The sequence below is a fragment of the Pseudomonas putida genome (assembly GCF_001976065.1).
GTDB lineage: Bacteria > Pseudomonadota > Gammaproteobacteria > Pseudomonadales > Pseudomonadaceae > Aquipseudomonas > Aquipseudomonas serbica.
In genome coordinates this window covers 988,145-1,008,523 of sequence record NZ_MNAH01000001.1, presented here as the reverse complement: position 1 = coordinate 1,008,523, position 20,379 = coordinate 988,145, and the positions used below count along the sequence as shown (strand labels likewise).

Sequence of the window (20,379 nt, the reverse complement as noted above, 5' to 3'; positions counted from 1 at the left end):
GCTATGCTTTCCGTAGGATGATCGTCACGCCGGCCACACCATCGGGCTGTACGTCACTGATCACATACAACTCGCCGCGGGCGCGGACGCGATCGCGGCTTGTTGGCTTGTTCGGCAGGTCGATTAGACGGACGCCGAGAATTGGGTTTTGGCTCGATACCGGCGCGCCTGTCTCGGGATCGACGGACACGTGAGCGGTATCGAACACGGCTTGGGCCAGAGGCACGCCAGGCGCAACGCCATCGGTCAGCCAGTACACGGCGCCATCAGGATCGATGGTCGCCGACGGCTCACTGAAGGTACGGATCGAAACGCCGAGCATGCGCTGGGCCATTGAGGCCCAGCCCATTTACACAGGCGCCGGAGCAGAGACGCCGTTGAGTCGGCAGGCACCGGTCGCGCTCGGATTGGCCGCCACGTCGGTGGCTACGCCCACCAGCACCAGGCCGGTAGCGGACACGTTAGTCAGCGCGCGGGTGGTAGTGTTCATGAACAGCAGGTCACCAACTGCCCAAGCTTGAGCACTGGTTTTGTTCAGGCCGAACACACCGCCGAGCTTAAGCACCACCGGTGCACCAGCCACTTCAGTGGTGGCCGCGACTCCGATAATCGAACCGACTTTGTAGAGCTCGCCCGAGAGGGTGCCGCCCGCCGGTGCTGGAACGGTCAGGCAGTCGCCGTTCTGGATGAAAGTCTTCATGCAAGGTCCCCTTCAGAGACTGGAACTGGAAAATAAGAAGGGCGCCACGTGGCGCCCTTTGGGGTTCATGTCGAACTGGAGAGTTACGCGCCCGGGTTTTTGTACGCCCCGCGCCAATCGATCCAGGCAGCACCGAAGACCAGACGCGCCTTGATTTCCATGCCGTCGACTTCAAAGCCTTCGCGGGTCTCGGTGAACACGCCAGGCTCACCTTCGAGGTAGGCGTATTCGAACGTATCAATGAGGCCGGCCTCGGTGAACAGGTACCACTGGTTGCCAGTGATTCGGCCGTCGACGATCACAATCAGCGACGTGTTGCGACCGTCGTTGATGTCAGAATTTTTCGCAGGAACATACTGAGAACTGGTGAACTGGAAGGCTTCCAGTTCTTTATCAGGACCAACGACCAGGTAGCGTGGCTCTACGTTGAGGAACGCACCAGCTTTGGATTTTTGCTTGCGCATTGCAGCGCGCGCTGCACCCAGAGTAGTGGTATTGATCGCTCCACCACTGCCAGCCAAGTTGCCGTGAGCAGCGACAAAGATGGCATTGCCATCGGTGAAGTTCGGGTTGCTGAGGATCAAATTCCAAACCAGGTTAGATTCGGTCTCAGCTGCGGCCAGGCCATACGCTCGAGGAATACGGGTGAGCGCGCCCAGGTCGTCGTTGATGACCGATTCCCAAGTGATGGGAATGATCTTGCCGAACTTGGTGACGCGGATTGGAGCGCCTTCTTCCTCGAGCTTGCCGTAGTTGTACTCGCCATGCTCTTTGACTTCTTCCAGCGCGGCAATATCCCCCAGGGCAGCCCGGGTGGTGGTACGGAAATCCTGAACGGTGGTCGGTTGCCCCAACGGCCGCCAAGTCTGCGGAGCCTGGGCGTATGCATCGCGAAGGGTCCGGGTGACGCCACCACCGAGCAGGATTGGGAAATCACTGGTGGTTTGCATGCCGGCCGCGCGCATGGCAGTACGGTCACAGCCGAGCGCCGCTCGCGCCACTTCTTGGGGGAGCATGCCGCGAGCATTGCCGCCGACAGTCTCCACGCATTCACGGGCCAGATCGAGTAAGCGCATGCCGCGGAACTCGCGGGCCCCCTCAATCAGCGCGATGGTCGGGTTGCAACGGTTGAGCAATGCGTTCTGCATTGCTTCGCGCTTGGCTGTCAACACGGTCTGGTCCAAACCACCAACAATGGTTGGCTGGCTGTTGCGCGATTCGGTCTGGCTACCGGCTTGGCGCTCGGCGACTTTGTCGATCAAAGCAGCACTCGCATCAGCAATCGAGACGCCACGGGCGACCAGGTCTTCAGCGACGTCATCACTCAGACCAACCTTCTTCGCCATTTGGCGAATGGTAAGACTGCGTTTGCGCTCAGCCTCTTCCGCCTGCCGGCGGATCAGATCCTCGGCCGCGCGCTTTTCTTCTTCAGTCATCGGGTTTTCCTCGGTGGTGTTGGCCACGGCGGCCGGTTGGTCGAGAGGCTGTTGTACCTCGCGAACTTCAAAAATGGTGTTGAAACGTTGGCCCTTATAATTTGCGGCGGTTTCGGCACTTCGGATCTTGGCGCCATCGTCAAAACCGATTGGGACCAAGGACAACTCCAGCGGCTCCCAGTCGACGGCGCGATAAGTCGGCAGCTTGTCGTCCTCCTCTTCCACTACTTCGTAGCGGTGCACCGCATAACCGACACTTATGTTCCGCAGGATCCCGTCCTGCACGTCCCGGAAGATGCCCTCGACATCCTCGCGCTGGCTAAAGCGAACCAACGCCCGGCCCTCTTCACCTTCGAGCCAGGCCTTTTCCACAACACCAATGACATCGGAGAGTTCGTATGAACTGTGGGCATTCAGGAAAGGGGCACCGTTGTTCAGCCGGTCGAGACGTAGCGCCTTGGAGCTGACCTCGAGCTCCTCCATATAGCTGCCGATGTCCCAGGACCAGCGCCGGCCTTTCGAGCCGGTGGTCCAGGTGAGTTCGACGGTGCGCTGTTCGACGTCAACCGAGCCTTCGCGCACAGCGGCGCGCAGGCTGAGCATTGGCGTTTCATGCGTCTTGTTGGTCGTCGCCTGATTCGGAGTTGGCATCGTCTGGTTTCTCTTCGGTTGGTGGCGGCTGGCTTGGTGAGCCAGCGGCCGCGACGCGGCGCGGGTCGCAATCTAGGACCAGGCCGTACTCGTCGATCATTTCGTTGGCTTTCTTGATTTGCTCTGCGTGGCGCTTCGGGTCCGTGATGCCGAGTTCGCGTAAAGCATCGGGCCAGGTAGTCAGCCCGTTCCGCACCCGCGTGATGACGTTCTCGGTTTCAGACTTTGGGTCGACCATGTCGCGGCGCGGGGGGACCCAGTAAGCCTTGACGTCGTCGGTCACACCGCCCGGCAACAGGACTTGGGCCTCCATGAACCAGCGCCAGACCTGGTCGCACAGCTGAGGGATCAGCATTCGCCACTGCCAGACGTCTACTCGGCGGGCAAAGTTGAGCCAGCCCATGCGACCGCTGGAGAAGTTCACTCCTTTGAGGTCTCCGGTCAGCAACTCGTAAGGGACACCAAGGCCGACCGCGATCGCATGGAGCGCTTGCCAGGAGTACGTTGTGTATCCATTGAAAGTGGGAGGCGTGCCGAAGCTCACCGCCTCCCCCATCGAAAGTTCCTGAACAATCCCAGGCTCCATTCGATCAATCAGCGCAGGCCCCTTCTTCACGCCTGTATGTGTTTCAGGGTCTTTGGTGACGAATGCTGCAAAGCATGCCGCGATCTTTGCCTGCTCCATGACCGCATCTTCCATCTCGTCGAAGCTACTCATGCGCTGGATGACCGGGGCCAGCCAGGTGTATCCCCTGGCTTGTCCGGGGCGCTTGCGCAAAAACACATGAATGACGTCTTCCGCCGGCACTCGCGTGGACTGCAGGGAGCCCCATGCAGCGTTGGAGCCTGGGTGTCTATCGAACAACCAATACGCCACCCGGCGCCCAAGGGCATCGAACTCAACGCCCTGAATGACCTCATTCAGGCCAATGGTCGCAGCCTTGTTTTCATCGAGAAAGTCAGCCTCAAGAACTTGAAGCTGAACCGGGACGGGAAGACCGTCCGAACTGAATCGACGCCGGCGACGGATCAAGCACTCGCCACTTTCAGCGACAGCTTCCATTACCATGTGCTGCAGACCGTAGAAATCCTCCAGCCCGTCAGCATCGCAACTGGTGGTTTCGGCCCATGACTTCCACAAGTCCATCAACCGCAGACCGTCACGGTCGCGCTTGGCCAGTGGCAGCGGCACGATGCCGGCGCCCACGGCGTTATCCGCGATGCCGGTGATAGCTCGCTCAGCGAACGGATTGTTACGGCGCTGGTCGCGTGCTCGGTTGCGAAGCTTCGCAAGAGCCGGTGCATTTTCTGCGTTCGCATCGGCGCCGGTGGCGCGCCATCTATCATTTCTGCGTCCACCGGCTGCACCCTCGAACCGACGCTTGATCAAGTCCATCGTCATTTCGGTTCGCAGCTTTTTCAGCCGCGCATCCGAGCGCTTCGCGGCGTACCCAGGGAACAAGCTGTCGAGCATGCTCATGGGTAAAATCCTTTCGAGAACGATGTGAAACGGCGGCCGCCGTCAGTGTTTGTGTTCAGGCCAAGCTCGTTGGCCATCAGTTTTAGAATCCGGATCATCTCGTCGAGCGACCGGTAGGTGACACTTTTGTCGGCGTAGCGGACAGACAGCGCGCCCTCGGCGATGGCCGCCTGCAAGGCCTGGTACTGCTCGATTGTGAAAGCCATAAGTCTCGCTACCAGAAGGTTGATTTCTTGCGCGGCCGTTCTTCAGCGTCCGGTTCATTGCCGCCAGTGACAGCAGCAACCAGCAGATCGAGATCAAGCCCGAAACGCTGCTGGCAGATGCGCAGCGCGGCGAGCGCATACACGAAGCAGTCGAGCGCCTCGTTTCGGCGGCCCCCGCTGTCCCAGCGCATCACGCGCTTGCCCTTAGAGATGGCTGCTTTTTTCTTTTCTGAGGTGAGTTGCTTCACTTCCGATTCGTCGCAGATCGCGTCGTTGGCCGGGAGGTGAACCACCCCGGGCTGAGACACACCCGCCTGAGAGGCAGCCGTATCGACGGGGAGCCCCATCCGGCTGTAGAGCAGCTCTTTGGCGTTGTCGGTTCCGACCTCGGTAAGGTAGACCTTGTGAACCTTGTTCTTTGTGCGCGGGAAATTCGCGATCGGCTTGCCATAGATGGTCGCACCACGGATTGGTACCACCCAGTGCACGCCATGCTTGCGGCTTTCGGCGTAGACCTCATCGGCGTAGTGGCCGCCGGCGTCCCACGTCCAGCGCTCAACCTTCATCACGGTGCCGTCCACGCGAGTGAACTGCCGGTGCAGCTCAAGCCCCACCTTGCGGCGAAGCTCCTCGCTGGCAGGGTCGCCCATCAGAATGAAGCGATGAACCAACCACGCTTCCTCGCCTGGACCGAACGCCCAGACGCGGCCCTCGAAACGGTCGTCTTGAGTATCGATACCGCCTACGAGCACCAGGCCGAGGGCCGGTACCTGCGGATAAACTTCGCGGCGACCGTAAAGGACTTCGTGATCGAGCTTTTCGCCCTGGTCGTCGTCCCACGTTTCGCCGCGCGTTGTGTTGATGAAGGTGATCAGCTTCGAGACGTCGCCTTTGATCTTCAGCCACTCTTCGGCCAGGCTGAGCCAGGTGCTCCAAGTGCTGTAGATCGCCCAGATGCTGAAGCTGACCGAGCGCGGTGTGCGAATGATTTCATCGTCAGCGCCAAACCAGTCCATGCCGTCGCGGGTCCAGATACCGGTATGCTCGCAGATCCAGCGGCCAGACTTAGAAGCCTCGACCATTTCGTTGTGCCAGATGATGCAAGCCGCGTGTTCGCACACGTACCAAGCTTTCTCGGCCTCACCGAGTGCATTCTTTTCCCACTTCAGGCCGAACTCACAATCCTTGCCGCCCCACTTGAGCGTCTGCTCTTGCCGGCAGTGCGGGCAGTTAATGTGAAATTTGAGTAGGTACGGTGACTCTTCGACGGCCTTGGTGATCTGGCAGGAGCCGACGCGCTTCGGCGTTGAACCTCGGATCGACTTCGGGTAGATCGCACCGTTGAGTCGCTTGTCGCCCAAGGTGATCGGCGCGCCTTCGCCTTCGACGCTTTCGTCAAAGTTCGAGAGCTCGTCGTAGATCACCTCGTCAGCGGATTTCTCACGATAGTTTCGGGAAGCTTTGCCTCCGCGAATCCAGAGGGTTCGCCGGTTCGCGAATATCTTCTGGTCCAGGGTGTTGTCGCTGTGCTTGCGGCCGAACCACGGAGCCAGGTCGCCCAGCACAGGAACGTCGCGGATCATGCCGTTGACGTGGCTTTTGCTGATGTCCTCGGCGTCCGGGTCGGTCGGGCTCCACATCATGACGTTGCGGCGCTTGTGCTGGATCTTGTAGCCGATGTTCGCCATCAACAGCTTGGTGTAACCGATCCGAGCAGACTTGATGAAGTTGACGACATTGATCAGGTCGTTGCCCATGCTGTTCAGGATCGCAACCTGAAACGGCTCGGTCGTCCACTTGCCCTCGTTGTAGGAGGACTCGGCGGACATGTAGAAATTTGCATCCGCCCATTCGACGGCGGTTTGCGGTGGTTCTTTGTAGAGCGCCTGGAGTCCTAGCTTGATCGACTTGCGCAGATCATTCAGCCATGGACTCAACGTACTCATCTAATAATTCCGGAAGTTGCTCACCAAAGCTGGCAGCAATATTTCGAGCAAGCGAGATCTCCCGCTCCACCGACTCGATGATCCGAGGGTCAACCTCTGGGTGACGTCGAGTGACGGTCTTGCCGACGGTGTCCAGTTTCGAGCCGATCTGAGCGGCAATTTTGGCGAGGGCAAATGTGGCAAATGGGACGGGCACCAGCTGCTTGTCCAAGACCAGGTTCTTCTTCTCTTGGGCAATCCGCTGGGCGGCGGTGAGACCACGGCGCTCCTCGAGCAGCTTGTACTCGATCATCGGATCGACGCCTTCGGTTCCCTCGCCTGCTGGTTGTTGTTTCCGTTGCGAGTGCTCAACACGGTTTTCGACCACGTTCTGCACGGTGTAGAACGCCTCTCGACCGATGCGTGCGACAGGCGCAACTCCCCATTTGTCAAAGGCTTGCGGGGAAATCCCCAGGCTCGACGCCATCTCGGATTTGTTCAACCACCCGCGCTGTTTGGTTGTTTCGTTTTTGGCCATGATTAAACAACAACCAACCTCTGAAAAAAGGTCATACATATTTGATGGGCGGGGCCCGAATTACCCGCAATGGGCCGGGGGGCCGGGAAGGACCCAAAGGGGGGTGCCCCTACCCCTGCCGACCATCAACGGGCTGTCGACAGGGCCTGGTCCATCGCGCTGGCGAACTCTCGCTCCCGGTTCGTCTTCACGATGTTGTCCGCGATCTTGTAGAACGGAATGATCACCCGGTAGCCAGGCTCGCTGTCACTGAAGATGAACACAGGTCGAACGGCATCACCGAAGGCTGTCTTCTTACTCTCCCAGATACCCTCAGTGCCATCGACATAACCGGCGAAGTACTTCTCGGCGTTACCCTTACGCTTACTGCGCTTGCTGCCGGTGGCGTTGGCCTGCACACCACTGACCGTCTCGGCTGCGCCCAGGCCTGACAGGATCTTGGTGATCACGCCGCGTGGTACGTTGCCGAATTCGTTCAGTGCCGATGGTGCCGGAATAGCGTATTGGCTTGGCTTCATCAGGCCTTTCGCGATCAACGCTTTCTCGAAACGCTTATGTGGCCGGCGACCACCCTTCATTGGCTGTTGCAGATAAGTGTCGGCCGGGACGCCCGATGTCCACGCATCCTTAAAGAAAGCCCGTGCTTCGGGATTACCCTTCTTGGCCCGCTTCACATACAGGCTGTTCATCGTGGTGGCGGTTGGCCGGTCGAGGCGCTGCCTCATTACAGAGAGCTCGCCCTTCTTCACCAGCAGAGCCAGACGTGTAGCCATAAGCGCGAAGGCGAACGGCAACTGCTGGGCACCCAACATGCGCAGAGCCTTCGACAGCTCTTCCACATTGGTACTGGCGTCGATCCTGACCACGTTTCACCTCATCACCAACGAGATCAACCTTCTACTCTGCGTGCCGCTGCACGCTCGTAGTATCCACGCACCTTTTCCACACCAAGAAAACCAACCGCCCCGCCAACGAAGGTAGCCATGCTTTGCGGCAACCCCATCCATTCAAGCAATGGCACCAATGAGAGCGTAACCAGTCCGCACAACGCGCCTTCAAGGTACATCTGGCGACGTGTTCCGCCGCCGTACATAACCCGCAAAACGGCGATGCCAACGGACAAGCCAGCAGCGAAGAGTTGCGGCTGGTGCATCACCAACCAGGCAAGCAGAGCGGCCCACAGGCCAGGATCCTTTTCAGGCATGTTCGGCATCTCGATTCCTCCCTTTTCTGGGAGTGCAATAGATTCGGCCCCAGCGGCACTCCCAGCTCGGAGCAATGGGTGTGGTGGAGCCGAAAACGAAAAAGCCCCGGCAAATGCCGAGGCTCTGTGAACTGTAGAAAGCAAAAAGCCCGAAACCACAGCCGGGCTTTGAAACGCGTCACGCTGCGGTCACAGCAATTCACGCTGATATGAAAACAGGTTTATTCCGCGCGGAAAAGCCCGAAATTGTACCTTTATGAATTACCTCAAGCGGCTGAAATTTCCGCCCCTTCCCCTTTCGATTGCCAGAAAGAAAAAAGAAAATCGGTCTGTAGGGAACAGTTGCTGGACTCCAGAATGGCATTTTGCTAGCTTCCGTGACAACACTATGCGAAATCAAATTAGCAGACATAGACATTAATCGGCGGCCCCATAAACTTACGGGGCTTGTCCATGCAGGTATTACATGAGTACGAGCAAAAACAAAACAATCAAAGACGCATTAATCAAACGCGATGGACTTCGGTGCGCGATCAGCGGCGAAGCAGTGGAACATCCAGACAACCTCGTAATAGAGCACATTACTCCAATAAGCGAGGGCGGAGATAACTCACTAGACAACCTCATCTTAATTAAACCAGAGCTAAATAGTCGCTTTTCCAACAGCGAAGCCAAAAGAGCAAAATATTTATCAGATGAAATTATAAAGAGACAGGAGGAATTAGCTCAAAGAGAACGCGAAAGCTTTGAGCGAGAACAAACTTACAGGGCACAAATTGAACGACAAAAGCAAGAACTTGAAATCTTCCGCGAACAAATGCAGCGCGAGCATTTTGAACGACAAAATTCACTTGAGCGCGAAATAGAAGAGCATCGCCAAAGAACTGCGGCACAGCAGCATATGCTGTCCATGAGAGAGCGCGAGACAGTTGCGTTACAAGAACAACTGAATAATGCCATTAAAGAAAAAGAGAGTAAGATCGCACTTGCCCTAGAAGAACTTGAACGTGAAAAAGAGAAATATCGCGAGGAAAGTCGTAACAAAATTGAAAGCCGTTCTAGTGCATACGTAAATGAAGCTCTGTCATCTTTAGATTCATCGGCAAAAACTTACCATTCCAAGGGAAGAAATTGGTCTATTGCTGGCTCCTTGGCTCTGATTTTAGGTGTTGGGACAGGGTTATATTTTGGTGTATTGGGCCTTACCCCAATTCAAGGGCAGACTGAAATACCATGGTCTCAAGTGACTTTTTTTGCGTTCAAAGGAGTTATCGTAATTGGATTGTTCATAGCTCTAGCAAAGTACTGCTTTACCTACAGTCAGTCTTTTACGCATGAAGCAATTAAAAACAGCGAGCGGAAGCACGCAATAAATTTTGGAAAATTTTATCTCGAAACATATGGCGCCGAAGCGGAGTGGTCTCAAATAAAAGAAGCATTCGAGCACTGGAATATAAACTCAAGCTCGGCCTTTTCCGGTAATGACGCGGATAAATTTGATCCAAAAATATTTGACAAGGCTGTCCAAATTGCCGAAGCCGTTCAGAAATTAGGAAAAGAAAAATCAGATGACAAAAAAGAACCTCCTAAGCCATAACAAACAATACATTTAAAGCACCACGGCCTCAGGATTTTTCCGGACAAAGTAGCTGCCGGCCCGACCCGACAGCTACGTATTAAATATATTTCAACCCAAAACAATTCAACTTATGAAATACTTGTAGAAAACCACAATAATTCTTCAAGCGACCTGCCGCATCGAACTTAATGCACCGTCAACCCAGGCGGAACCGGCGCGTACCAACTCACGTGTTTTACCTTCACTAATACCATAATGCTTCCCAACTCTAGCCATTGGCCACTTAGCCCCGAAATACAACCAAACGATATCGCCTATCTGTTGATCGCGACGAGTGAGCCTAGCCACAGCCTCATCAATGGCGAGAGCCCAATCATCGGTAATGCAGTAACTAATACTTGCAGAAACCTGAGGCGTTGCCTGACGCATAATCCCTAATGCTGGTGAAACGTACCCTGGAACCCCCATACCGTCCATACGCCACCATCCCCACTGCTCCAGCAAGTATTCAGTGTCCCCTAATGGTCGTGTAGCCGGCTTGCGAATCATCATGACTGTCCCCTTCCTTTAATCCCCAGTGAAATTCGAACCGCCGGCACCGCGGCGGTTGTTTTGTGTGTACTGAGCTACGGGACCAGTCGGGACTCCGCGCTCCAATAATTCGATCTGCTGCTGGGCCTGCTGCAACTTCAAGCTCAAGTGCGTAACCAGGAACTCCAACGACAAGGCGTAGCCCGTGCCTGCCTCAACCCACCCGGAGGCGTTGCACTGGACGCAGAACAGATCGTGGAAAACGCCCTTGATGAACGCCTTGCCGCAGCAGGTCTGGCACACGGCCAACTCAAGCTGCTGAGCCTTGAAGGCGGGCCCGTGAGTCCTTTTTTCCATTTTTAAACCTCGCCTTTTATGGATTCTTGATTTGGCTAGAAGCCGCGCCATTAAAGGCCTCGACGGCATTCTGCGAATTTCCGTTTCTAGTCATGGTCGAGCGGTGAATCAGGTAGAAGCCCTTCCCGTCTAACCATTCGTGCCACTTGTTCAGGGCTTCGCGCTTGAGATGTTCGGCGGACGTGTGGATGTAGGTCTGCACGTTGCGGGTCATCGTATGGTTCACCAGCATCTCGCCAATCAGGAAGTCGACACCGAGGTCTGTCCAGCCGGTACGGGCCACCTTGCGCAGGTCGTGGCTGGTCCATTCGCCCTTGCCCAACCGGGTGAACACGGCACACGCCTGGCTGTCGCTGATCGGCCCACGGTTCCGCGCTTGGAACAGGTAGGCGCCTTTGTAGCCTTTGGCCGACTGCCAATCCCGGTACCGCTCGAGCAGCGCGCAGACCTGGTGGGTGATCGGCAACCGATGCTCGCAACGGGTCTTGGTGTTCTCGGCCGGGATGAACCACTCGCCCTGCTCACCCAGGGTCAGGTGTGCCCACCGGGCCATGCGAGTTTCCCCGACCCGGGTGCCATGGCAGAGCATCATCAGAGCCAGCATGCAGTCTTGCGGGTGCTGATCGAAGCCGCCGGCCAGTTGTTCGATGACTTCCTCCAGCTGCACGGCGCGCAAGCGGGACGGCTTCGGCAAGATGCGGGCCTTCGTGAAATCGGTGAACTTGAACCCGGCGATGGGATTCTTGGCGATCAGGCGCAACTTCTCGGCCTGGCGGAAAGCGACCACCAGCACGCCCCACATCAGACGGACATAGGACAACGACATTTCGGCTTGCATCGGCCACATCACCTGCTTGTCCAGGGATGACCGGTCGATTTCGTCCACCAGCAGATCACTAAGGCGTGGCTTGAGGTGGCAGGTGATGATCGAGGTGTTGGTGGCCCGGCGCTTGGCCGACAGGCTCCGCTCAGTCGATTGGCGGACCATGAACCAGTCCAGCAACTGGCCAACCGTTTGCAGCGTGCCGGCGGCAGCCGAAGCTTTCGGGTCAGCAGCCAGGCGCTCACGGATCTTCGGCAGCGCACTGATCAGGCCTTTCACCGGCAACTCCGGGAAGCCGGCGATCTTCTCCCACTTTTTGCCGACCACCAGGTGCCACGACCCGCGTTGGCGATTTTGGTGAAAACGGAAATACACGCCCGGGTACCGCGCGTCGCGCATGTCTCGTACGTGGAGGTTATCGGCCTGCCGGCGGATCTCGGCATCCGAAAAGGTGGTCAGCATCGTTTCGCTCATGCGGACACCTCTCGCGACTTCTGCTGTTCTGGGGCGAAGTCACCGCGCAGTGGCATCAGGTGCTTAGGACGAAAGAACCCCGAGCCATCCACGTCATCGCGATAGATCACCCAGCCGTCGAATTTCGGAGTGAACAATCGGCCATCTGGTTCTTGAGCGGTCTGACCCTTGCGCAGGAAAACATCGAGCTTTACCGTGGTCATCGCGGCGAATCCAAAGCCAGAGGTGAGTGTCAGAGCCAGATCGCCCGAATTGAATTGATGACTCATGCAGCCACCACTGTCGGTGCCATGCGAAGGTAGGCGCGGATCTGTTCCATCGCATCGAAATGCCCACGGCAGACCACAGCGAGGTAACCCTGGTCGTTCAGTTTGCGAATGCGTTCGTGCTGGCTGGCCGAGATCGCGGCGTCATACGGCGGCGTGGCCTTGAACTCGATGTACAGGCCGAAATATCCGCCGCGAGCCATTGGTAGCTTCAAGTCCGGGATGCCTGCCTTGACGCCCTGGGCCTTCAACTTCGCGGCAACGGCTTTCACCCGGTGCCCTCCGTTCGGGACGTGATAGATCAGGTCGGCAACCACGGGCACCCGCGCCCACAGCTCCGCCATCAGCGCGGCCTGCTCGAGGCCTTCATGGTCGATGCGTTTTGCGCGTACAGGCTTCAAGGTGAAGGACTTCATCGACGGTCACCCCGCGCCCGGCGCTGCCGGCGATCAATAACACCGCACGCCTCGCGGAGCACCCAGCAGGCAAGGATCATCAGGACGAGCAAAGTCATTGGGTCAATCATGCAGCCCCCTTCACAGTGAGTATTCCGGCCCGAATCAAGGCCTCATGTGTTTCGGCGATCGCGCGCGGCATGTCCTGCCAATCAACATCGCCGACCCCGCGGCCGTCGATGACGTCGTGGCAGGCGCTGCACGCATACACCGCGACGGTGTCGAAGCCCTTCATACCCACGCCCTTTTGCCCGCACGGTAAATGCGCAAGAACAGTCGTGGCTGGGTTGAAGTTGCAGGTGCCCGGCAGGCGGACGGCGCATTCCTGGCCGTTGGCCGAGGCGCGGAGTTTCTTGGAGGTCACGCGCATACCCGCTCTCCCGTAGTGATATCGATGACTTCGCAGGTGGATGGCCACATCGACTGGCCGAACCGCAGAGCTGCTGCCGAGTCCGCAAACAACGCCACTGCGCGGTCCGGCTGGTAGCCAAGGTCCCACTTGTAGCCGCAGCTGTGCACGGCAAAGCGGTACTCGGCTGGTTTGGTCGGAGCGAGATAAGGGTTAGGCACGGGTACCTCCCAGCGTGGCGCGCAGCTGTGCAAGTGCGCCCAGGCCAACTTCGGGCGTCGCCTTTACCACGGTTCGCGCTGGCAGCGCTTTGGGCATTGGCTGGAGCGGAAGGCCAGCCAGCAGACGGCGAATGGTGATGGTGTAGTTGCGCTCGAACAGCTTCAGGCTGAGCGACGTGTCCAGTTTGTTCAGGCTTTCGAAACCGCATTCCTTGGCCGTGTGCCACACCGCGTCATGCGACCATTTACCCTGCCCGGCCATGCCCGGGTGAGCGTTACGGCATGCTTCCCGGTGTGCGGCGGCAAGCGGGGGCAGACCGAGCATTTCAGGGGTCGGCTTGCACCACTCGATGAACTGTCCAGGGCTCGGGATGAAATCACCGGGCTGCTTGCGCACCTGGGCCATGCCGAAATCGATTTGGCCCTGGGTGCAGATGCCTTCCTCCAGAAAAGCCTGAAACCATTGGCGCTTCGAAGCCTGATAGGTTTCCTTGTCCGGCCATGCCTGGCGCCACGCCGAGCGGATCGAACGCAGCTCTTTGAACAGTTCGTTGATGGCCGTGACCAGGGTGCTGTTGGTTTCAGTGGCTACTGGCGAAGCGTCTTCGGCAGCGATGAACTCACCAGACTGGGCTTTGGTCCACAGGCCTTGGGCAATCACAGAGACGGCTTTCATGACTTCACCCCGTTCTGCCATTCAGTGTCGTCATCGTCAAAGTCAGAAGCCGGGGCCTGCCTAGGCTTGAGCGTGGTCACATTCGAAGCTGCTGACCGCGCCTTGTCGTTGTTCACCCACTTGACCAGCATGCTCACCCACTCGGCCTGGGTGTTGACCTGGTGCTGAGGTTCGTAGTGACCAGTGAATGCGACGCGGACTTGCTCAGTGAACAGGTCAAGGGATAGGCCGCGATGCAAGGCGTAAGTTTTCAGCAGTTTTGCATCCGGCGCCCAGTCGAGGGTCATTTCGCTGGGCATGCGAGGATCGACCGACTCCTGCGCAGAGAGAGGTTCTTTATTCTTCTCTACATCTTCTTTAGGTAACGCACCGCTAACGTTCGCAGCGTTACTTTTACCGTTACTCGCTTTGTGATTCGCAACGCGTTTTGCCGTGAGAAGCCTGTTTTTAGCGGTCTTCCCGTTGTGCCGCTCGAAATGCGGAAGACTGATCACACCCTCGGCCTCGATCATCCAGGCGACCGATTTCATGTGTTCGCAGAAACCGATAACGCCGACGAGACGATCAAGTAACTTTTTGCTAACGCTCGGAGCGTTACCACTTTCGGTTTGTTGGTCGAACCATCCCCACACACGCATCAGCTTGCCGACGACCGCGTCAGGATCGATATCGGCCAAGTCCGCAATCTGGCAAACCTCAGGCTTGTCCAGGGTGGTGAGTTCGAATTTGATCCAGTCGCCGGCCATTACGCGGCCTCCTGCAGAAGTTCAGCGAGGCGGGTTAGGCCTTTCGGGGTGACCATAGGGTCGAAGGCAGCCCGCTCGATTCCGGTTTCAGGATCCGGCTTGAGGGCTGTGACTTTGTGGGTCATGTGACCCGAGGTGATGCGCGGCTGATAGGCAACCCAGCGCTTGCACGCGCGTCGCCGGAAGATCCAGCGGTGCTGTTCCAGCCAGGCGAACAGGCGCGTAGGAGCCATACCAAGCTGCTTGGCTGCGTCAGTGATGCAGATCGCGCCACCAGCTGCAGCGAGCCTGTTGATAGCGGCGACCTTTGGGGCTTGAACTGAAATCAGGCGCTGAAGCTCGCCGTTCTTGTCTGCGAGATCTGCGGCAAGTCGGAGGGCTTCGGGGAGAGTTTGCGGAACCGTGACAACCTGTCGTGACACGTTTTCGAGTTCGCCCAAACGTGTCACGACACGATGACGAAGCGGGATGCTGTAGCCGGTCAACAGGGTTTCAGTCAGGACGCGGTCAAGCTGGAATTCGGCGGTGTAACCGCGTGAATCATTAACCACTTGGAGATGGCGCAGATCTGCGCCATCTCCGGCCAGCGCCTTGCGCATCACGCGAATGTCACGGATGACGTCCTTATGCTGCTTGCCAGTGAGATTGGCGATCTCACGGCTCGACATGGTGACTGTATTGCTTGGAGCGACGATCGTGTTCATAATGGCCCCTCAGTGTTTTGCGTTTTGAAAGAGCCGGGTTGCAGCCCGGCTTTTTTGTGCCTGCGATTCAGGCGATTACTTTTCCGCAGACGCGACCAATCCCGCCGACTGAGCTACTGCCCTCAGCGTTCAATGTCCCCATGCGTCCTGTTGTGTTGCCGTCCATTTCCGTTCTCCTAATGGTCTTCCTGGTAGGTCTTTTCTACTGGATGAATCAACAGCTATTCAGGTGCACTACCTCGAATCCCCGCCAAATTCGATACTGTCGCCAATGGGCCTTCAGGCTATTTCTCTACGTTCCGAAGGTCTTCCCGAATCCCTTCAAGGTCTTCCTTGAGTAAATCGAGGTGGTGCTGCATGGCTTCCAATCGCTCCAGCGTGTTTTCGGTGGTAGGCACAGCCCCCGCTATGCCGCAGACTTTTTTGGGTGGGCTTCGGCAACGCGAAGCACCTTGTGGGCGAGCTCAATAAGGTCAGGCCGCAAACCAGCGATAGTGATCTCGCCGTCAGAGGCGTCTTGAAGACGCTCGGCAAGTTCGGCAGATGCTTTCCGATGACCGCCAGCAAGCTGCCAGAGATGTCCGACGGTGGTCTTCGCTGCTTCGGCTACCAGCTGACGTCGGTCGGCTGTTGCGCTGGCGAGCCAATCTCGCAAGTGGTCATTCATAGGGGTTCTCCTAATACGTAGGAGAAATTTAGCTTAGGGCTAATATCAGAGCAAGGAATATTTAGCTGTGAGCACATTTAGCATTGAGCTAAAGAATGGCATTCTTGCTCGCATGGATATCTACGCGATTCGCAAACGCCAATTGATCAATTTGATCGGCGATCAAAAAAAAGGCGCCTGTGCCGAGCGCTGGGGGATGGCGCCTGCGCACTTGAGCCAAATCCTTTCGGAAAAGACCGCCAAGAATTTGGGCGATGACGTAGCTCGCCGGATTGAGGTGGTTGAGAAGCTGCCCAGGGGGTGGTTTGACTCTCTACCGACCGACGATGAGTCGGTTGGTCCTGGTCCGAAAGAGATCATCACAGCGCAGGCCGCAGAATCAAATTCATCGGCCGCAGACCAAGTAAAACGAATGCTTGGAAAAGTGAAGGGGCTTTCGATTGAGGCACGGGATCGAATTGTCGCCGCTGCCGAAGAACCTGACGATGGGCTGCCCCATCAACTCTCGGTGAGCATCGCAAGCCTACGCCCGACCAATGACGAGATCGTCATCCCTCAGTACGACATTCGAGCTGCCATGGGCCATGGCCAGGTTCCACCGGACTATACGGAGGTTGTTCGAAATCTGGTGGTGCGCGAGGAAATCCTGCGCGAAAAAGGCATCACATATACGTCCAAGACATCTCTGGGGATGATCAATGGATGGGGCCAGAGCATGGAAGGCACCATTAATGACAAGGATTTGGTCATTGTCGATAAAGGAGTGCGGGATTTCATCGGAGAAGGAATCTACGTTTTGACCTGGCATAACGAGCTTTATATCAAGCGGATCATGCGCCTCGACGAAGAACATTACCGGCTTATCTCTGACAACCCGCACTATGAAAACCAGACAGCCCGGATCGATGACGTAACCATTCACGCGAAGGTGTTGCTGATCTGGAACGCCAGAAAAGCCTGACCGATCTCTACAAGTCAAAGCCCGCTTCTTCAGCGGGCTTTTTTGTGCTCGTCAGAAAGGCGCTGGCTCTTCCACCGCATCGAATTCTTCATGAGCTTCTACGCGCGGATCTTCATCCGCCGGAGCTTCCCACCGCAGCGTAACCGACTCGTCCTCATCGTTGAATGTCATCTCAATACCGTCAACATCGGTGAGCGCATCCATCACCTCATCCCATTCCCTATCCCCATCGGTGTCGAGCCGATGGATCGTCGCCCACTTCCGTTCCTGCGCTATTGGGTGGTTGATCATGTTTGAGACTCTGAGAGTCAGGCGCTCCACTCCAGACATCGGCTTCGACTCTTGCGGTTTTTTCTTCTGCGGGCTTGCCATCAGCTACTCCTTGATTACTGTATGCATGTACAGCCTTCAGAATATTAGCTTGATGCTAATCCCCGCGTAAAGACCGATGGTGAATTCCCGCCTGCAACTCCTCCAACACTGAATTTTTCACCCAAAGCTAAATTATTTAGCTTCCAGCTATTGACTGATCTTTAGCCCATGGCTAAATTTACCTCAACGCCACCGAACAGGGCGCCAGAGCAGAAACAGCTCGCCGCTCTTTAACAGTCAGCGCAAAAAAACAACAGACCGCATTGCCTCTACCGGCGACCGGCGAGCAGACAGGCCCGAAAGCCTGCCCACGACAGGAACAACCTGGACGGTTGCTCGATGGCGAAACGCCAGAACCGTGTAAGCCCAGTAGGCATGAAAGACCCGGCAAGCAATGCGCCCCGCCCCTCCGGCGGCAGTAGGACGGAAAGTTTCACTGATGCACCTGGTTGCCCGGGTGCATTGGGAAAACAACCGGGAGTCACGACGATGGAAACAGAAATCGTAAATGGCGCGTGGAAGGGTCACCTCGGTCGTGGCCTGGCGCCGCGAGAACTTCAGTTTCTGCTGTGGGTAGCCCTTGGGCTGACCGCAAAGGAAATCGCTCGGGAGGCTGGCATCTCGCCGGCCACCGTGGCGAAACGGCTTACCAACGCAATGTTCAAGCTCGGCGTCACGCGCCGTGCAGCAATGGTGGCCGAGGCGATGCGCCGCCAGATCATCTCTCCGATGTGCTTCGTCCTGGCCACGCTCATGACCATGAACGCCGTCAGCAACATCCAGTCAGTCGAGCCAGCCCGCCGCGATCGTCGGCCGCCATCGGTTCGAATCGCCCAGATACGCATAACCCGCCGCGCGGAAACGCTGGAGCGCGCCGCCTAATCCATTCACAAGGAAAAATCATGATCGAGCTCGGACAGAAAGCCGAAGACAAGGTCACTGAGTTTTACGGAACCATTGTCGCACGGGCCACGTATCTCACCGGTTGCGACCGTTACTTGCTTCAACCGCCAAGCCCCAAAGGCGCCAATGTGGTGCTGGAGCCCGAATGGTTCGATGAAGAACGGATTCAGATCCTCAATGACCGCCTTCCTTCGTCAATTCGACGCCATCGCTGATTGGACAGCATCACTTCTGCCCATTCACTGAGTGGGCAGCGGGATGTAGGCCTACATCAAGCGAAGGCTCAACAGAGCACAGGTGACATCAAATGAAATAAGGAGTCGACAATGACTGTGGATATCAGCAATTTCATCATCGCCACCCCGCTTCCAATTTCCGACACGAACCCTATCTCCCTTGACTTGATCGGCTGGCGAGCGTTGATCGAATGCGCAAGCGTCATTTCGATGCTTCCCGACGGATCGCTGCAAATGACCGCGCCCACCCTTGGCGCCTCTAGTAAAAGCGTCCACCGAACTCGTTGTGAATGGAAAGAGCCAGGCTATTGGCTGTTTGCCAGTGCCGCAGACCATTGGTGCCGTCAAGAAATGCGGCTGACGAAGGTCAATTCGTTGCAAAAGGTCGTGATCGGCCAAATTCATGTGCAGGGTTCAGAACGCCCACCGGTAAAGGTGTTTTGGAACAAAGGCAAAATCACCATGGGGTTCCGGTCGAGCTACCTGCAAGACGATCCCGTGAATTCGACGGTGCTGGAGAACGTACCGCTCGGTGCGCTTTTCAAAATCAACATTCACGCCAACGCCAGCGGTGCCGTTTCTGTATCGGCGAGCTGTAACGGCGTCAAGTCCACTTCCGCAATCATGCGCCTCGATAGCACCTGGGACACGAAAACTCTCGCCTTCCACGGCGGCGTGTACAACCAGATCGATTACTCCGACACCACCGATCCCGAGGACGCTTCGATCTGCGTAATCAGCGATCTGTCCATCACTCACGGGTAAGACCAACCAGCGCCACGTCAGCCTGACGTTAACTGCCCGAGCACCTGGTACTCCTTGGCGCTTCGATCACTCTCCGATGCGGACGATTCTGCACCGCGCAAAGCGGCCCCCTGCATCCGGCGGGACCGGAAACAAATTGCACCTAACCGGAATAGTTTTTCCATCTCAAGCACGGAGGGTTTGCACCGATGCAGCATTGACCGCTTCACCTGCGTGGCGCAGTAAGCCTGAAGGCTGCGCCCTTCACCCTGGCAGGCAGCGGACATCTGGGCCGACGGTGTCACCGCGCACCGGCCGAGCATTCGGTAGGCCACCCCAAGCTCAAGATCACCGCTGATGATTCAAACCCAGGCTGTCGCCAGTAGCGGGCCTGGGAGGCGCTCACGTAGGGAGGTCTTCGTGACGCAAACAAAAGCCCGGTTCCGATCGGGCTTTTTTACGCCTGCCTTTATCCGTCAGCACTCTCCCCTTCGCCCAACGGCAACCAGCAGGAGGCCCGAGTGCTGACGAATACACGCAATCCACTCCGAGGGATCAGCCATGCAAATGCACCCAATGATGCAAGCGCGCGTCGACTGCAATATCGCCTTGCAGATTCGCGCCACGGCAGCCACTGCCGACTTTTACGCGATGATCGGCAAGGAAGCACCTGTGAACCCAGTGCGCTTCCAGGTCATCAGTAAGGGCGAGAACGCCTACCACGTAGTTGAGCGCTCGACAGGCAAGGTTAAGGGTTTCCGTTTCACCTGGAAGGCGGCGATCAACCTGGCCCAAGTGCTCGAAGCGCGGGCCAACGGTGCTGCGGTGAACATTGCGGGGTGGGGGAAATGATAGGCGTACCAATGCCAAACCCGCGGGACTCTCTCATCTCTAACCTGAATCAGCAGCTGGACCACTTCTTTGGCGCCGGTAAGCAAGTGCAAGAAATCGCCCCGGGTGTCAGCGGCGAGCGTGAACTTACCTTTGGCACCGCGCGCGGCAACAAGCTGCGCGCTGACCGCGACAAGCTGGCCCCGGCACTGAAGAAGCTGGCCGAAGGCGGCGCCACCCTCTACCAGGCCGCGACCGAAATCGGCATCGACCATAAACGCGCCAAGCTCATTGCCCGTGAGAACAACTTTACGTACGCCGACAAATGAGGCGCATCAACAACC

At 57.2% G+C, this 20,379-nt stretch carries 28 protein-coding genes; 7 read left to right on the top strand and 21 right to left on the bottom strand.

The window, feature by feature from the left end:
- Window position 1 precedes the first annotated feature (1 nt).
- The 9 genes from BKX96_RS04685 to BKX96_RS04645 all read right to left on the bottom strand — a co-directional run bounded on the left by BKX96_RS04685 (window position 2) and on the right by BKX96_RS04645 (window position 8,149).
- Entirely contained in the window at window positions 2–349 is a 348-nt protein-coding gene (locus BKX96_RS04685) for a head-tail joining protein (RefSeq protein WP_077182874.1), read from the bottom strand.
- Entirely contained in the window at window positions 350–700 is a 351-nt protein-coding gene (locus BKX96_RS04680) for a DUF2190 family protein (RefSeq protein WP_077182873.1), read from the bottom strand.
- 83 nt (window positions 701–783) lie between these two features.
- Complete coding sequence (locus BKX96_RS04675) at window positions 784–2,739, bottom strand: prohead protease/major capsid protein fusion protein (protein WP_077182872.1); 1,956 nt, start codon at window positions 2,737–2,739, stop codon at window positions 784–786.
- 7 nt (window positions 2,740–2,746) lie between these two features.
- Entirely contained in the window at window positions 2,747–4,267 is a 1,521-nt protein-coding gene (locus BKX96_RS04670; protein ID WP_077182871.1) for a phage portal protein, read from the bottom strand.
- Window positions 4,264–4,473 carry a phage head-tail joining protein gene (locus tag BKX96_RS04665; RefSeq protein WP_077182870.1) on the bottom strand — a complete coding sequence of 70 codons (210 nt, stop codon included), beginning with the start codon at window positions 4,471–4,473 and terminating at the stop codon, window positions 4,264–4,266. Before BKX96_RS04665 ends, BKX96_RS04670 begins: the two co-directional genes overlap by 4 nt.
- 8 nt (window positions 4,474–4,481) lie before the next feature.
- On the bottom strand, window positions 4,482–6,419 hold the full coding sequence (locus BKX96_RS04660; RefSeq protein ID WP_077182869.1) for a phage terminase large subunit family protein: 1,938 nt from the start codon (window positions 6,417–6,419) through the stop codon (window positions 4,482–4,484).
- Complete coding sequence (locus BKX96_RS04655) at window positions 6,391–6,936, bottom strand: terminase small subunit (protein ID WP_077182868.1); 546 nt, start codon at window positions 6,934–6,936, stop codon at window positions 6,391–6,393. The genes BKX96_RS04660 and BKX96_RS04655 overlap by 29 nt, the downstream gene beginning before the upstream one ends.
- A 125-nt stretch (window positions 6,937–7,061) precedes the next feature.
- Window positions 7,062–7,802 carry a hypothetical protein gene (locus BKX96_RS04650; protein WP_077182867.1) on the bottom strand — a complete coding sequence of 247 codons (741 nt, stop codon included), beginning with the start codon at window positions 7,800–7,802 and terminating at the stop codon, window positions 7,062–7,064.
- A gap of 23 nt (window positions 7,803–7,825) precedes the next feature.
- Entirely contained in the window at window positions 7,826–8,149 is a 324-nt protein-coding gene (locus BKX96_RS04645) for a phage holin, lambda family (RefSeq protein WP_077182866.1), read from the bottom strand.
- A gap of 457 nt (window positions 8,150–8,606) precedes the next feature.
- Here BKX96_RS04645 and BKX96_RS04640 point away from each other — a divergent pair, with 457 nt between their 5' ends.
- Window positions 8,607–9,737 (top strand): HNH endonuclease, encoded by a 1,131-nt coding sequence (locus BKX96_RS04640; RefSeq protein WP_077182865.1) that lies wholly within the window; start codon window positions 8,607–8,609, stop codon window positions 9,735–9,737.
- A gap of 144 nt (window positions 9,738–9,881) precedes the next feature.
- On the opposite strand, the gene BKX96_RS04635 is transcribed toward BKX96_RS04640, so the two are convergent.
- The 11 genes from BKX96_RS04635 to BKX96_RS04580 all read right to left on the bottom strand — a co-directional run bounded on the left by BKX96_RS04635 (window position 9,882) and on the right by BKX96_RS04580 (window position 15,988).
- The gene (locus tag BKX96_RS04635) at window positions 9,882–10,271 is read right to left on the bottom strand and encodes an antiterminator Q family protein (RefSeq protein WP_179092123.1); all 390 of its coding nucleotides are present in this window, start codon (window positions 10,269–10,271) and stop codon (window positions 9,882–9,884) included.
- Window positions 10,272–10,286: 15 nt separating this feature from the next.
- A complete protein-coding gene (locus BKX96_RS04630; RefSeq protein ID WP_077182864.1) occupies window positions 10,287–10,607 on the bottom strand; it encodes a hypothetical protein in 321 nt (106 codons plus the stop codon).
- A gap of 16 nt (window positions 10,608–10,623) precedes the next feature.
- Window positions 10,624–11,904: a tyrosine-type recombinase/integrase gene (locus BKX96_RS04625; protein ID WP_077182863.1), complete on the bottom strand. Its 1,281-nt coding sequence runs from the start codon at window positions 11,902–11,904 to the stop codon at window positions 10,624–10,626.
- Window positions 11,901–12,173, bottom strand: coding sequence for a hypothetical protein (locus tag BKX96_RS04620; RefSeq protein ID WP_077182862.1), 273 nt, complete (start codon window positions 12,171–12,173; stop codon window positions 11,901–11,903). Before BKX96_RS04620 ends, BKX96_RS04625 begins: the two co-directional genes overlap by 4 nt.
- Complete coding sequence (locus tag BKX96_RS04615; RefSeq protein ID WP_077182861.1) at window positions 12,170–12,586, bottom strand: VRR-NUC domain-containing protein; 417 nt, start codon at window positions 12,584–12,586, stop codon at window positions 12,170–12,172. The genes BKX96_RS04620 and BKX96_RS04615 overlap by 4 nt, the downstream gene beginning before the upstream one ends.
- A 106-nt stretch (window positions 12,587–12,692) precedes the next feature.
- Entirely contained in the window at window positions 12,693–12,995 is a 303-nt protein-coding gene (locus BKX96_RS04610; protein WP_077182860.1) for a nuclease domain-containing protein, read from the bottom strand.
- Window positions 12,986–13,195 carry a hypothetical protein gene (locus tag BKX96_RS04605; RefSeq protein WP_077182859.1) on the bottom strand — a complete coding sequence of 70 codons (210 nt, stop codon included), beginning with the start codon at window positions 13,193–13,195 and terminating at the stop codon, window positions 12,986–12,988. Before BKX96_RS04605 ends, BKX96_RS04610 begins: the two co-directional genes overlap by 10 nt.
- Window positions 13,188–13,871 carry a replication protein P gene (locus tag BKX96_RS04600; protein WP_077182858.1) on the bottom strand — a complete coding sequence of 228 codons (684 nt, stop codon included), beginning with the start codon at window positions 13,869–13,871 and terminating at the stop codon, window positions 13,188–13,190. The genes BKX96_RS04605 and BKX96_RS04600 overlap by 8 nt, the downstream gene beginning before the upstream one ends.
- Window positions 13,868–14,617 carry a DnaT-like ssDNA-binding domain-containing protein gene (locus BKX96_RS04595; protein ID WP_077182857.1) on the bottom strand — a complete coding sequence of 250 codons (750 nt, stop codon included), beginning with the start codon at window positions 14,615–14,617 and terminating at the stop codon, window positions 13,868–13,870. Before BKX96_RS04595 ends, BKX96_RS04600 begins: the two co-directional genes overlap by 4 nt.
- A complete protein-coding gene (locus BKX96_RS04590) occupies window positions 14,617–15,321 on the bottom strand; it encodes a phage antirepressor KilAC domain-containing protein (RefSeq protein WP_082240451.1) in 705 nt (234 codons plus the stop codon). Before BKX96_RS04590 ends, BKX96_RS04595 begins: the two co-directional genes overlap by 1 nt.
- Before the next feature lie 406 nt (window positions 15,322–15,727).
- Window positions 15,728–15,988, bottom strand: coding sequence for a helix-turn-helix domain-containing protein (locus BKX96_RS04580; RefSeq protein WP_077182855.1), 261 nt, complete (start codon window positions 15,986–15,988; stop codon window positions 15,728–15,730).
- A gap of 112 nt (window positions 15,989–16,100) precedes the next feature.
- Between BKX96_RS04580 and BKX96_RS04575 the strand changes: the two genes are divergently transcribed.
- Window positions 16,101–16,949: a S24 family peptidase gene (locus tag BKX96_RS04575; protein WP_077183134.1), complete on the top strand. Its 849-nt coding sequence runs from the start codon at window positions 16,101–16,103 to the stop codon at window positions 16,947–16,949.
- Between the two features lie 51 nt (window positions 16,950–17,000).
- Here BKX96_RS04575 and BKX96_RS04570 read toward each other — a convergent pair whose 3' ends face one another.
- The gene (locus BKX96_RS04570) at window positions 17,001–17,321 is read right to left on the bottom strand and encodes a DUF1654 domain-containing protein (RefSeq protein WP_077182854.1); all 321 of its coding nucleotides are present in this window, start codon (window positions 17,319–17,321) and stop codon (window positions 17,001–17,003) included.
- Between the two features lie 489 nt (window positions 17,322–17,810).
- On the opposite strand from BKX96_RS04570, the gene BKX96_RS04565 reads away from it, so the two are divergent.
- The 5 genes from BKX96_RS04565 (at window position 17,811) to BKX96_RS04540 (ending at window position 20,364) form a co-directional block, all read left to right on the top strand.
- The gene (locus tag BKX96_RS04565; RefSeq protein WP_077182853.1) at window positions 17,811–18,203 is read left to right on the top strand and encodes a response regulator transcription factor; all 393 of its coding nucleotides are present in this window, start codon (window positions 17,811–17,813) and stop codon (window positions 18,201–18,203) included.
- Between the two features lie 20 nt (window positions 18,204–18,223).
- Entirely contained in the window at window positions 18,224–18,439 is a 216-nt protein-coding gene (locus BKX96_RS04560; RefSeq protein ID WP_077182852.1) for a hypothetical protein, read from the top strand.
- Between the two features lie 111 nt (window positions 18,440–18,550).
- Window positions 18,551–19,225: a polysaccharide lyase family 7 protein gene (locus tag BKX96_RS04555; protein WP_077182851.1), complete on the top strand. Its 675-nt coding sequence runs from the start codon at window positions 18,551–18,553 to the stop codon at window positions 19,223–19,225.
- Window positions 19,226–19,765: 540 nt separating this feature from the next.
- Complete coding sequence (locus BKX96_RS04545) at window positions 19,766–20,056, top strand: hypothetical protein (protein WP_256721381.1); 291 nt, start codon at window positions 19,766–19,768, stop codon at window positions 20,054–20,056.
- Entirely contained in the window at window positions 20,053–20,364 is a 312-nt protein-coding gene (locus BKX96_RS04540) for a hypothetical protein (protein WP_077182849.1), read from the top strand. The genes BKX96_RS04545 and BKX96_RS04540 overlap by 4 nt, the downstream gene beginning before the upstream one ends.
- The last annotated feature ends 15 nt before the right edge of the window (window positions 20,365–20,379 follow it).